The 12,208-nt window shown below is 57.7% G+C and carries 11 protein-coding genes; 1 reads left to right on the top strand and 10 read right to left on the bottom strand.

Annotated features, from left to right (window positions below; genetic code table 11):
* Positions 1-23: 23 nt before the first annotated feature.
* The 6 genes from BN3277_RS10555 to BN3277_RS10530 form a co-directional block, all read right to left on the bottom strand.
* Positions 24-911 (bottom strand): carbohydrate ABC transporter permease, encoded by an 888-nt coding sequence (locus BN3277_RS10555; RefSeq protein WP_082691421.1) that lies wholly within the window; start codon positions 909-911, stop codon positions 24-26.
* Between the two features lie 23 nt (positions 912-934).
* Positions 935-1,813 carry a carbohydrate ABC transporter permease gene (locus BN3277_RS10550; protein ID WP_059042380.1) on the bottom strand — a complete coding sequence of 293 codons (879 nt, stop codon included), beginning with the start codon at positions 1,811-1,813 and terminating at the stop codon, positions 935-937.
* A gap of 62 nt (positions 1,814-1,875) precedes the next feature.
* Positions 1,876-3,195, bottom strand: coding sequence for an extracellular solute-binding protein (locus tag BN3277_RS10545; RefSeq protein WP_059042379.1), 1,320 nt, complete (start codon positions 3,193-3,195; stop codon positions 1,876-1,878).
* Positions 3,196-3,349: 154 nt separating this feature from the next.
* A complete protein-coding gene (locus BN3277_RS10540; protein WP_059042378.1) occupies positions 3,350-3,718 on the bottom strand; it encodes a VOC family protein in 369 nt (122 codons plus the stop codon).
* The gene (locus BN3277_RS10535; protein WP_059042377.1) at positions 3,715-4,482 is read right to left on the bottom strand and encodes a class I SAM-dependent methyltransferase; all 768 of its coding nucleotides are present in this window, start codon (positions 4,480-4,482) and stop codon (positions 3,715-3,717) included. The genes BN3277_RS10540 and BN3277_RS10535 overlap by 4 nt, the downstream gene beginning before the upstream one ends.
* A 12-nt stretch (positions 4,483-4,494) precedes the next feature.
* Positions 4,495-5,388: a TIGR01777 family oxidoreductase gene (locus tag BN3277_RS10530; protein ID WP_059042376.1), complete on the bottom strand. Its 894-nt coding sequence runs from the start codon at positions 5,386-5,388 to the stop codon at positions 4,495-4,497.
* 172 nt (positions 5,389-5,560) lie between these two features.
* Between BN3277_RS10530 and BN3277_RS10525 the strand changes: the two genes are divergently transcribed.
* Positions 5,561-5,872, top strand: coding sequence for a putative quinol monooxygenase (locus BN3277_RS10525; protein ID WP_316244805.1), 312 nt, complete (start codon positions 5,561-5,563; stop codon positions 5,870-5,872).
* A gap of 837 nt (positions 5,873-6,709) precedes the next feature.
* Here the strand turns inward: BN3277_RS10525 and BN3277_RS10520 are convergent.
* The 4 genes from BN3277_RS10520 to BN3277_RS10505 form a co-directional block, all read right to left on the bottom strand.
* Entirely contained in the window at positions 6,710-7,576 is an 867-nt protein-coding gene (locus BN3277_RS10520) for an SDR family oxidoreductase (protein WP_059042375.1), read from the bottom strand.
* A gap of 148 nt (positions 7,577-7,724) precedes the next feature.
* Positions 7,725-8,480: an AAA family ATPase gene (locus tag BN3277_RS10515; RefSeq protein WP_059042374.1), complete on the bottom strand. Its 756-nt coding sequence runs from the start codon at positions 8,478-8,480 to the stop codon at positions 7,725-7,727.
* Positions 8,480-10,414 (bottom strand): ABC transporter ATP-binding protein, encoded by a 1,935-nt coding sequence (locus tag BN3277_RS10510; protein WP_059042373.1) that lies wholly within the window; start codon positions 10,412-10,414, stop codon positions 8,480-8,482. Before BN3277_RS10510 ends, BN3277_RS10515 begins: the two co-directional genes overlap by 1 nt.
* A complete protein-coding gene (locus tag BN3277_RS10505) occupies positions 10,392-12,185 on the bottom strand; it encodes an ABC transporter ATP-binding protein (RefSeq protein WP_059042372.1) in 1,794 nt (597 codons plus the stop codon). Before BN3277_RS10505 ends, BN3277_RS10510 begins: the two co-directional genes overlap by 23 nt.
* Positions 12,186-12,208 lie beyond the last annotated feature (23 nt).

The following is a 12,208-nucleotide window of genomic DNA, read 5'->3' as shown; positions in this document are numbered from 1 at the left end:
GCTCGGTGTAGGATGTTCCTCCTTTATCCTTTCACCGCGCCGGCCGTCATCCCCTTCATCATTTGTTCCTGAAACAGCAAATAAAGGATAACCGTCGGGATCACCGACAACGTCATGCCCGCCAGTGACAAGCCATAGTCCGTCTGATAGCCGTCGGCGAAGTTGGCGATGGCCAGCGGCAGCGTTTTGAGCGCCGTTTTGTTAATGAACACCAGCGCGAAGGAGAAATCGTTCCAGGAGTGCAGGAAGCTGAGAATCGTCACGGTGGCCAACGCCGGAACCGACATCGGCAGCATGATGCGGAAGAATAATCCCCACAGCCCGGTCCCGTCGATAAAAGCCGCCTCCTCCAGCTCGCGCGGCACGCTCGTCAGATACGCCGTCAGCACGAACACGGCCGTGGGCAGCGCAAATGCAGTGTAAGGCAGGATCAGCGCCCAATAGGTGTTGAGCAACGACATCTGCTTCATCAGAATAAACAGCGGAACCAGGGTGCTATGAATCGGAATCAGCATCCCGATTACAAAAAAGGTCAAAACCCCGCCCTTCCAGCGAAACTGGAAGCGGGCCAGAATAAACGAAGTTAGCGCGGCGATAAACAAAGTCAGCACCAGCGAGCCTAGCGCCACAATCAGCGAATTGCCAAACGCCGTACCCAGCCGCGAGCTTTCCCAAGCCCGGGTAAAGTTGTCGCCGTGCCACACCTGCGGCAGCCCAAAGGGACGGGCGTAGAAATCCGCGTTCGTCTTAAACGCGCTGATGACCAGCCAGAAAAACGGGTACAAGGTCACCACCCCGTAAACCGTCAGCAGGACCCAAAACAAGCCCCGGCCCGGTTTGGCCCATATCCGTACGCCGCCGCTGGGCTTTACTTTTCCCGCCGTTACGGGGGGTGTCGTATTCATGTTCATGTGGATGGACTCCTCCTTTCACCTCAAGCGGCGTCTTTCTTCCGATTGGTCAGCCATTGGCTGGTACCGATTAACAAAAGGCTGATGATCATAATGCTGGTTGAAATCGCGCTACCAAACCCGTATCGGTAGGTCGAGAACGTTGAGTTATACATATACGTCGCCAGCAGCTCGGTTGCATGCGCCGGGCCGCCCTTCGTCATGATGTAGACGAGGTCAAAGGACTTCAGGCTGCCCGAAATACACAGGACAACCGCGACCTGCACGGTGTTCTTGATCATCGGCAGCGAGATCGACAGCAGCTTGCGGACGCCGGAAACGCCGTCGATTTTGGCCGCGTCATGAATTTCGCCGGGAATATTTTGGAGCGCGGACATGAAAATAATCAGATACAAGCCGACATAACTCCAAATCAGCGGCGGAATCAGCGAATAGATGGCGATCTTGCCGTCCGACAACCACTGCAGCTTCCAGCTGGACAACCCCAACGCATCCAGCAGAAAGTTCAAAATGCCGATTTGCGGATGGTAAATGTACTGCCAGATCATCCCGATAACGACCGTGGACAACACCATCGGAAGGAAGATAGCCGAGCGCAGGAAGCGCTGCAGCAGGTTGCTTTTGTGCAGCAGCACCGCCAGGGCGAGGGCCAGCGGAATCTGTCCAAACACCGAGGCCAGCACGAATACGACGTTATTTTTCAGCGCCCGCCAAAACACGGGATCCCGCAAGATTTCCGCATAATTGCTTAGGCCGGTATACTTCGCTTCGCCGATCCCCGACCAGTTAAAGAAGCCGTAATACGCCGACCAGATCACCGGTACGAAGACGAACAGCGAATAAATGACCAGCGCGGGCAGCAGCCCGGTGATGATGAAGCGTTTGCTGCGTAAGGCGTTCATGCTCTCTCACATCCTTTTGAGGGGAAAAATAATCCCCCTCCCCTAAGGGGAAGGGGGTAGCTTTAATTTGCAGCTACAGCCGCAGCCTGCGCGTCCTGGATCTTGCGGGCGATATCCTCCGCTTTGCCGCCCATCAGCAGCTCCTGGAGTCCGTTGTTCACCACTTCCACCGTTGCCGAGCCCAGCTTGGAGTCGTAGACCGGCACGATTTTAACGCGTTGGATCAGGTCATATAGCTCCACGAATAGCGGATGCGCCTTGCTCTTGTCGAGCTCGATGTTGTAGCTGACCAAAGTGCTGCTATCGAGGGTCGCCTTTTGTCCGTCAGGACCGGCCATCGCGTAGAACAGCTTCATCGCCGCTTCCTTGCGGGCACCGGTCAGCTTCTTGCTGACGCCAAGACCCGTACCTACGACACCTGCGGTCGTATCCGGAGCCCCTTTGCCACCTGCAATCGTAGGAACGATCGTGATATGCGTGTTGTCCAGCACTTCCGGCGGCGCATTGTTGACGAGGTTCGCCAGTGCCCAGCCGCCGTTAACGACCATCGCGGCATTCCCCTGGAAGTACAGCTGCATCATCTGCGTTTCATCGAGGCTGTTGAAGCCGTCCTGGAACGCTTTTAATTCACCTAGCTTCTGGAACGTGGTGAGCGCTTCAACGAACTCGGGGTCCGTAAACTTCGCTCCGTCCTGCTCCACGGCTTTCAGGAACCAATCGGTACCGGTAATGCGGTCGCCCACGGTGCTGAAGAAGGTTGATTGGGCCACCCAATTCGCTTTGTTCCCCAGGGCGATCGGGATCACGCCGTTGTCATTAAACGTTTGGATCGCCGTCCCCAGCTCTTCCCAGGTTTCCGGGACCTTTACGTTATATTTTTTGAACAAGGCATCGTTATAGTAGATAAAAGAGCTTGGCGCCAGGTTCATCGGCACGGAGTAAATTTTGCCGTCCACGGTATAACCATCCAGCGCATTCGGAATAAAATTGTTCTTCCAATCCGGATTGGCATCCAGCTCCTCGTTGATCGGCTGCAGCAGATCGCCTTTGACGAATTCCTTCGTCATCGCATCCGGCCACATCACGAACAAATCGGGCATTTCGTCTGCTGCGGCCACTGTCCGCAGGCGAGTTTTCAGCCCGTCGGTTGGGAGCCCTTCGTCGACAACCTCGATCTCGGGATGCTCGGCCCGGAAGTCTTCGATAATCTTCCGCATCGCCACCGCTTTGGCGTCCTGGCCTGTCCAGTTATGCCAGATGGAGATGCTCACTTTCTCCCCGCCGTTCTCCCCGCTGCCGGAAGCTTCATTCCCTCCGCCGCAGCCGGCAAGTAATAACGCCAGCATCGCGGCGCTGCATAAAATCGATATCCATTTTTTCATTGTGTTTGATTCCCCCCTTGCTTTGATTAAACTCATTGTAATGTTAGCGCTCTCAAAACATAAGGAGACGAATCGCGGCACCAGGGGTGAATAATTTCGGATTGCAGGCAGCTGACATCAGCGGCATTCTCCGTTGCTTTCCTGCAAGCGGCTATCAAACCCTACTTCTAAAGCACACAATATTGCCGTCCGGATCGCGAAAATGCATCGATCGGGCTCCCCACGGATAAGTCGTCGGCAGGGCCACGAATTCGACGCCCAACGCTTTCAATCGTTCATATTCCACATCGACGTCCGCAACGTTAAATCCCAACGTGAAGTTCCCCGATCCCCAGTGGGTCGAGAAATCAAACCCCATGTCCGTTTCCGCTGCCCGCCGCGAGTATATCGCGAGTCCGGTGCCCTCAGTCTTCACTTCCCTATGGATCTCGTCCCCAACCGCCGTCGTTTGCAGGATCGTCTCATAGAACCGGGCCATCGCCATCACCTGATCCGTCAAAATCGCAACATCTACGAATTTCATCCTCTTTTCTCCTTCCGCGCCAGGATCAAAAACCGATGCTCCCGGGTAGACACAAATCCGACTTGCTCCACTTGGTTCTGCAGCTCGCATAACTTCTCGAAACAGCGTTCTACGGAGAAACCGGCAAACTCCCACTCAATGATTTTCGCATAATAGACAAGCGCCCCTACATCATGAAACTTCACCTCGGGAAAAAACTCCTGCTGCACCTCGACGTTAAGCCCCGCTTCGAGGATGTCTCGAACCGTATGGGCCAGGTCGAACTCAGCCGGCGTCTCCATCGCCCCTTCGCCAAGAAGTTCACGCGACAGTTCCCGATTGTTCTGCCCTCCGACCTGTTGGGTGATAAACACCCCACCCGGCTTCAGGATTCGGTATACCTCCTTAGCCGAGAATGACTCATGACGGTTGATCACCAAGTTGAACAATTCATCCTCATACGGCAGCTGATCATCCTTTTCCACCTTTGCGACTTCAATGCCATAGGCGGGCAGCTTGGCCCGGCACAGCTCATAGTTGGGCAGGTACGCTTCTGTCGCAAAGGTGCGACCCGGCGGCGGCGACAACGACAACAGGAATTCGCCTCCGCCGGTGCCCATGTCCAGCATCATCGTCTCCTGATTCATTTGTTGTCGAACCTGGGCTGGGTAATCCCATGGCAGCGCCTCTTCCTCCATCCGTCCGTTTAACTCGGAAAAGTCCCAGCCCCGGAAGACCTTGGCTTCCTCCGCTTCCCACCGCTTTTTTAATTCACTTCGATCCATGTTGATCCACTCCTATTTGGATTTCCGTGCAATAATTTCGTGTAAGGCCTTGTCGAGCGTATCGTAATGGAAGTGAAATCCCGCCCGCTGCAGCCGTTCCGGCAACACCCAGCGGCTCTTCAGTACGAGCTCGGTTTCCGTGCGAATCAGGCGTGCGCCCAGCTCCAGCAGCCAGCGCGGGGCAGGCAGTCCAACCGGAACGCCCATCGCCCCGCGCAAGCTGGCCATCAGCTCCCGGTTCGTAACGGGATGCGGGGCGGATGCGTTAAACACGCCGTCCAGCTCGGGATGCTCCTGCAGGAACCTGACGATCCGGAACAGGTCCTCCATATGGATCCAGCTAAACTGCTGGCGACCGGACCCTTGGGCCCCGCCTAGTCCGAAGCGCACCAGGTTCCGCAAGGGGCCCATCACACCGCCGTCGTCCAGCACGATGGCGATGCGCAAGGCAATCTGCCGTGTCGCCGGGAGTTCAATAGCAAAGAAGGCCTCCTCCCATGCCTTGGCAACCTCAACCGAAAACCCCGAGCCGATGTCCCCGCTCTCCTCCGTCATCGGGCGGTCTTCCGCATGCCGGTAAATCGTCGCCGTGCTGGAATTGATCCACAGGGCCGGCGGACGTTGGCAGGCCAGGACGCTCTCCCCAAGCTGGCGTGTCGTTTCCGTCCGGGAATTCAGGATGAGCCTTCGATTCTCCGGCGTATAGCGGCAATTCACCGATCTGCCTGCCAAATTGATCAGCAGGTCCGCTCCCTCCAATGCCTCTACAACGGCACTCCGATCCTCCCAAGGGATATGAGGCGCTTGTCGGGAAATGATCTTTACCTCCGCGCCCAGTTCTCCAAACCGCGCTGCAAACGCCTGTCCGACAAACCCCGTACCCCCGGCCAATACCACTTTCGGCATGTGATCCACTCCTTCGCCCTGACATTTGGTTTCATTATACCACGGGGGGAATGGTTGAATTTTCCTCGGTGAAGTTGCGATCCGGAGGAGGTTAGGCGATAATGCTTCTAAACTAAGTTCATATCCGCTGGCAAGCAGAATGTGGTGGATGAAGAGGAGGATGAACAGGGAGATGACGATGGACAAGTTCGGCATGTACGCCAAATTCACGGCAAAGCCCGGAGAGCGCGATCAGTTAGTCAACATCTTATTGGAAGCCGCCGCCGGAGCAGAGGCTGCTCCAGACTGCGAGCTGTATGTAGTCAACGTTTCGGAGACGGAACCCGAGACCGTGTGGGTCACAGAGGTATGGAGCAGCGCCGAGGTCCCTGACGCCTCACTGCAGGAAGAAGCCACGCGGACAATGATCCAGCGCGCGATGCCGCTGATTGCCGGCGTGGAGTCGATCCCGCTCCGGCCTGTTGGCGGGAAGGGGATCAAGTAGGCCGCTGCGTGTAGTCTAGCCCGATTCGCATCGTTTTGGCGGGAAGGGCATCCGGTAGGCGCAGCTTGTAGTCTAGCCCGATTCGCACCGTTTTGGCGGGGAGGGTATCCGGTAGGCGCAGCGTGTAGTCTGGCCCGATTCGCTCCGTTTTGGCGGGGAGGGGATCCGGTAGGCGCAGCGTATAGTCTGGCTCGATTCGCTCCGTTTTGGCGGTGAGGGTGTCCGGTAGGCGCAGCGTATAGTCTGGCCCGATTCGCTCCGTTTTGGCGGGGAGGGTATCCGGTAGGCGCAGTGAGGAGGCGTTCCTTCTTCACTCGGGTTTGACCTCGAATGAACTGCAAACTGCACTTTTGCAGTTGAGCGGCCGGAGTCGATGTTGGCGGTGGCGGCTGAAATGTAAAAGTGCAGTTCCTTTTCGCCAAATGGACTCATTTCGGGGAGTTAGATGTAAAAGTGCAGTTTAAATCCGATAAATGTCCCTCTTTTCCGGATTTCCTCCCGAATTAACTGCACTTTTGCAGTTCAGACGCGGAAAAAGCAAGTTTTGCGGAATTTCAACTGCACTTTTGCACTTGGCCGGCCTGTTCGTGTCGGCTGAAATGTAAAAGTGCAGTTCCTTTACGCCAAATGGGCTCATTTCGGGGGGTTAGATGTAAAAGTGCAGTTCAAATCCGAGAAAACTCCCGTTTCCCCCGGGTTTGCCCCCGAATTAACTGCACTTTTGCAGTTGAACGGCCGGAGTCGATGTTGGCGGCTGCGGCGGCAGTTGAAAGGTGAAGGCCAGCAAAAACGCAAAAAAAGCCCTGTTCCCACCATAGGAACAGGGCCTTTTTGATGTTAGGCTTGCAGCTCTTGGACGATGCTGCGGACCGCGTCCACCAGCGGAGTTGCTGGACGGCCCAGCAGCGCTTCCAGGTCGCCGCTTGGAACGTCCAAGGCGCCTTCGCGGATCGAGCGCTGAATGGAAACAAGGAACGGCACCACCGGTTCCGGTACGCCCGCGCCGGACATCACCTCAGCGTACGTCGCATCGTCGACGTGCTGCACGGGAACCTCGCGGCCCAGAGCTTCGCCGATGATTTGCGCCAACTCAGCATGCGTCTTCGGCGTGCCCGACAGCTCATAGACCTTGTTCTCGTGGCCGTTGCCAGTCAGCACGGCCGCTGCCGCTTGGGCGTAGTCCTCGCGCGTGGCCCAGCCGACTTTGCCTTCTCCGGCGGAGGTCACGAGCGGCGCTCCGGCCAAAATCCCCTGAATCGTGCCGGTCTCGTTCTCAATGTACCAGTTGTTGCGCAGGAACACATAAGGAATTCCCGTCTTCGCGATCGCTTCCTCGGTCGCCTTATGTACCGGCGCCAGCTCCAGCGAATTCTGGGATGCATTCACCACGCTCGTATAAGCGATGAGCTTCACCCCTGCCCGCTGCGCCGCCGCAACAGCCGCCAAGTGCTGGCGAATCCGCGTGTCGTTATCGCCTTGTGTTGATACGATCAAGAGTCGCTCCACACCGGTAAATGCCGTATCCAGCGAGGCCGGATCTTCGAAATCCCCCCGCCGCACATCTACGCCCCGCGCGCGAAGCGCACTGGCTTTCTCCGGATCGCGTACGCTGACCGCCAGCTGCTCTGCCGGCACCTTTGCCAACAACGCTTCGACCACCTTAGCTCCGAGTTGCCCCGTCGCCCCTGTCACCAACATCTTCATCCTGGAATTCCTCCTTTTCGATTGGGTTGCCACGAAGTCATCGTTGTCATCTTGTCATCTTGTCATCTTGACATCTTGTCATATTGTCATCTCGTCATCGTTGTTATCACTCTTCCTGTAACTATTATAGTTACACCAAAACCGGAAGTCAATTCTCATCTCGCAACAACTCCCTTAGCATACCCTCCCGATGATTCACGAACTCCTTCATGATGATATAATGATCCGTTTCTTCCAACGTCGTTCTTTCGATGCCGTCCGGCGTAAGCTGATACATGAGACAGTCCGGATAGGCCATCAGAATCGGTGAATGCGTGGAAATGATGAACTGGGAATGCCGTCCGACCAGTTCGTGAATCCGCGCCAGCATCGCCATCTGCCGATACGGTGATAACGCCGCCTCCGGTTCGTCCAAGATGTACAGGCCTCGCCCGCCGAAACGGTTCATAAACGAGGCGAAAAACGATTCCCCATGCGACATCTCATGCAGGGATTTCCCGCCATAAGAGTTGCGTATAGGTGGGCTATTGGTGGGTTCCCGGTCCAATCGATCGATCTCCGAAGCCAAGTTATAATAACTCTCCGCCCGGAAAAAGAACCCGTCCCGCGGCCGCATCGGCCCCCGTACGGCTCGAAGATACCGATGCAGCTCGGAGTGGGTCTCGGCCGTCGCGAAGCTGAAGTTCATCGTGCCGCCTTCCGGGTTAAATCCCAAGGCGACGGCGATGCCTTCCAGCAGCGTGGACTTGCCCATGCCGTTTTCGCCGACGATGTACGTCACTTGCGGATGGAAGTCCAGCTGACCCAACGACGAGACCGCCGGTAAATGGAAAGGATAGTCGTCAAACGTCGGCACCTCGTCCCGCTGCAACATGATCCTCCGCAGATAGGCGTTCAACTCCATCAGGCGCCGCCCTCCTCCCTTTGCGCATCCAGCCCGCCATGATACAAGCTATGATAGAACCCGCGCCGCTTCAGCAACTCCTCGTGAGAGCCTTGCTCGATTAAGCGGCCTTCCTTCAAGACCAGGATCTTGTCGGCCTGACGGATCGTGTTCAACCGGTGGGCGATCACGAAGCTGGTTCTTCCTTTCATCAACCGCTGCAGGCCCTCTTGGATTTTGATCTCCGTCACGGTGTCGATGCTGCTGGTCGCCTCGTCCAGCACCAGGATCGAGGGATCCGCCAAAATCGCCCGTGCGATAGCCAGCAGCTGCCGTTGCCCTTGGCTGATGCCGCCGCCGTCCGCGCCAAGCACCTTGTCGTAACCGCCCGGCATCCGCACGATAAAGGAATGCGCATTCGCCAGCTTGGCGGCCTCCTCCACCTCCGCATCGGTCGCATCCAGTCGGCCGAAGCGGATATTGTCGCGGATCGTGCCCTGGAACAGGAACGAATCCTGCAGCACAAACGCCATCTGCGAACGCAGGCTGTCGCGCCGGATTACCCGGATCTCGCGGCCGTCGACCGCGATCGTCCCCCGGGACGGTTCGTAGAAGCGGGAGAGCAGCTGGATCAGCGTCGTTTTGCCGGCCCCCGTCGGCCCAACTAAAGCGATCGTCTCGCCCGGGTTCGCCGTAAAGCTAATCCCCTCTAACGTGTCGCCGCCCTCGGTTTTATTTTCCTCATAGGAGAAGTAGACGTCTGAAAAGACCACCTTGCCCCGAACCGACGGCAGTTCCACCGCCTCTTCTTCGTCGCTGGCTTCGATCTCCTCATCCAGCACCTCAAACACCCGCTCCGCCCCGGCAATCGCCGACAGCAGCGTGTTCCACTGGTTTGCCAGGTCGTTCAACGGCCGGGTAAATTGCCGCGCATATTCGACGAATACGACGATCACCCCAACCGTCACGCCGGCGCGGCCGTTAACGGCCAGCACCCCGCCGATTCCCGCTACAATAGCGAAGCTAAGGTTATTCAGCCCGTTCATCAGCTTCGGAATAAAGCCGGAAATCGTCTGCGCCCAGAAGCTGGAGCTGCGGATCGCCCCGTTGCGTTCGCGGAAGTCCTGCAGCACCCGCTGCTCTTGAGAGAACGCCTTTATGATCCGCTGTCCCGACAACGTCTCCTCAATGTAGCCGTTCAGGTTGCCGAGATCCTGTTGGCGCCGCTTGTACAGCGGCCCCGTCCGTTTCGTGATCCAGCGCATTCCGGCCATCATCAGCGGCACAACGAGGAACGTCAACAGCGTCAGCAACGGGCTGAGGTACAACATCACGGAGACCGTGCCGACCAACGTTAACGCGCTGGAGAAAATTTGGATCGCCGAGCTATTCAACGTTGAGCTGACATTGTCCATATCATTGGTCAGACGGCTCATGATTTCACCCTGCTGGCGTTTGCCGTAATACGGAATCGGCAGCCGGTGCAACTGGGCGAACAGCTCGGAACGCATGCGGTACACCGTCTCCTGGGCGATTCCGATCATCCAGATATTTTGCAGCCAGGAGGTGAGCGAGGAGCCGGCAAATACCAAGGTCAACCCGATCAGGAACATCGCCCATGGCCGGCCACCGCCCGCCTCCAGGTATTCGTCCACCGCCATACCCACCAAATAGGGACCCAACAGCGCCAATCCTGAGCTGAAAACAACCATCAGCAGAACGGCGGCCAGCCGGGCTTTATGCGTAGATAGATAACCCCATATTCGGGTTAAGGTGCCGGACCAGTTCTTGGCCCGCACCTTAGGCCTTACGCCGCCGGGCCCACCATGTCCTGGACGGCGAGAGGCAGGAGCCGACGCGTCTGGACGGGCCCCTTCCCCTTGCGATGCCTGGGATGAGGTCCCCAAATTCGGGTACGGATGGCGAAACGGTTCAGTGAAGGTCTTGAACGGCATGCACTTCCGCCTCCTTTCCTTTCTGGGACTCGCAAATCCGCCGATATAATTCCGAACGCTGCAGCAGTTCCTCATGCTTACCGCTGGCGATCAGCCGCCCGTCATCCATAAGTAGAATTAGATCGGCCGACATCGTGGAGCTGATCTTCTGCGTGATGAGCAGCGTCGTGCAGGAGAGACACGAAACTTCCTTCAGTAAGGCTGCCTCGGTACGGACGTCCAGCGCGCTGGTGCTGTCGTCCAGGATCAGGATGGCCGGCCGGCGCACCAGCGCCCGGGCGATCGACAGGCGCTGCTTCTGTCCGCCGGACAGATTCACGCCGCGTTGACCTAGCCGCGTCTCGTAGCCGTGCGGCTGCCGCTCGATCGTGTCGTGGATCTGCGCTTGCCGGGCCGCGGCCTGGATTTGCTCCAGCGTGGCGTCCGGACGCCCCCAAGCGATATTTTCCCGGATCGTCCCGGAGAATAACATCACTTCCTGCGGCACATAACCGATGGCGCGGCGCAGCCGTTTTCGGTCCAGCTCGCGAATATCCGTGCCGTCGATGCGAATCGCCCCTTCCGTCGGCTCGTACATGCCGGGAATCAGCTGCACCAGCGATGATTTGCCCGAGCCGGTTGCGCCCATGATGGCGATGCGTTGCCCTGGCTCCGCCGTAAACGAAACCCGCTCCAGGGCCATGACATCACGCCCCGGGTAGCGGAACGAGACCTCGCGGAATTCGATGCGTCCTTGAATCGGCAGTGCCGATGCTCCTTCCGCACCCGTACCGCCAGCACCGCCAGCACCGCCAGCTTCCTCCGTGCGGCTTTCCCGCTCGGCGGCCGGATCGTTCTCCTCCAGCACTTCGCGCACCCGACCGGCGGACGCCGCTCCCCGCGACAAAGAGCTCATAATCCAGGACAACGCCGACAACGCACCAATCGTTCGCAGCGAATAGTTGATGACGGCGACAACTTCCCCAACGCTGGCGCCCCCACCCGCAATCTCGATCCGACCAAACCACAGCACCGCGATGATCCCCGCGTTCATGATAAACAGCAGGAACGGCATTGTGGTCTCCGTCAGCTTCAGCGCGGCAACCGTGCCCTGCCGGAGCTCCCGGTTCCGCTGCTCGAAGCGTCCGATTTCATGCGACATCCGGACAAACACGCGGATCAGCCGCATGCCGGTCAAATTTTCCTGGATCAGGCCATTCACATTGTCCGTGCGCCGCTGTACCGTACGAAACAAAGCGGACGCTTTGCGGATCATCCACAGGACAAACACCAGCAAGACGGGAACGGTCACCGTCAGCAGCAGCCCCAGCTTCACATGCACGACCAGAGCCATCACGACGCTCCCCAGCACCACCAGCGGCACCCGGGAAGCAAAGCGCAAGCACATGAAAATCACATCCTGCAGCACCGTGATATCCCCGGTCAGCCGGGTAATTAATGACGACGCCGCGAAGCGGTTAAACACCTCGTACGAAAAAGACTGCACCTTCTCGTACAGCTTGTCGCGCAGGTCATAGCCAAAGCCTTGGCTGGTATGCGAGGCAAAAAACGAACTGGCGATCCCGGCGAAAAACGCCACCAGGGCGCTCGCCATCAGCACCCCGCCCCAAATCCAAGCGACGTTCACGTCGTGCTGCCGAATCCCGTGGTCGATGATCCGCGAGATGATTAACGGCTGAACCAGCTCCACCGCCAGCTCGATCAGCAGCATCACGATCGCCGAAATGGCGGCGATGCGGTATTTTTTGAAAATAGAGGTCATGACGGTCATCCTGATTCCTCCAGTCCGAGGGG

The organism is Paenibacillus rubinfantis (assembly GCF_001486505.1).
Taxonomy (GTDB): Bacteria; Bacillota; Bacilli; order Paenibacillales; family Paenibacillaceae; genus Fontibacillus; species Fontibacillus rubinfantis.
This window is presented reverse-complemented; position numbering and strand designations above follow the sequence as displayed.

What these genes read in the sequence shown, in the direction of transcription:
- BN3277_RS10550 (WP_059042380.1), bottom strand. Translation starts at nt 1,813, where the DNA reads ATGAACGCCTTACGCAGCAAACGCTTCATCATCACCGGGCTGCTGCCC.
- BN3277_RS10515 (WP_059042374.1), bottom strand. Translation starts at nt 8,480, where the DNA reads ATGGAGTTGAACGCCTATCTGCGGAGGATCATGTTGCAGCGGGACGAG.
- BN3277_RS10545 (WP_059042379.1), bottom strand. Translation starts at nt 3,195, where the DNA reads ATGAAAAAATGGATATCGATTTTATGCAGCGCCGCGATGCTGGCGTTA.
- BN3277_RS10505 (WP_059042372.1), bottom strand. Translation starts at nt 12,185, where the DNA reads ATGACCGTCATGACCTCTATTTTCAAAAAATACCGCATCGCCGCCATT.
- BN3277_RS10510 (WP_059042373.1), bottom strand. Translation starts at nt 10,414, where the DNA reads ATGCCGTTCAAGACCTTCACTGAACCGTTTCGCCATCCGTACCCGAAT.
- BN3277_RS10530 (WP_059042376.1), bottom strand. Translation starts at nt 5,388, where the DNA reads ATGCCGAAAGTGGTATTGGCCGGGGGTACGGGGTTTGTCGGACAGGCG.
- BN3277_RS10535 (WP_059042377.1), bottom strand. Translation starts at nt 4,482, where the DNA reads ATGGATCGAAGTGAATTAAAAAAGCGGTGGGAAGCGGAGGAAGCCAAG.
- BN3277_RS10540 (WP_059042378.1), bottom strand. Translation starts at nt 3,718, where the DNA reads ATGAAATTCGTAGATGTTGCGATTTTGACGGATCAGGTGATGGCGATG.
- BN3277_RS10525 (WP_316244805.1), top strand. Translation starts at nt 5,561, where the DNA reads ATGACGATGGACAAGTTCGGCATGTACGCCAAATTCACGGCAAAGCCC.
- BN3277_RS10520 (WP_059042375.1), bottom strand. Translation starts at nt 7,576, where the DNA reads ATGAAGATGTTGGTGACAGGGGCGACGGGGCAACTCGGAGCTAAGGTG.
- BN3277_RS10555 (WP_082691421.1), bottom strand. Translation starts at nt 911, where the DNA reads ATGAACATGAATACGACACCCCCCGTAACGGCGGGAAAAGTAAAGCCC.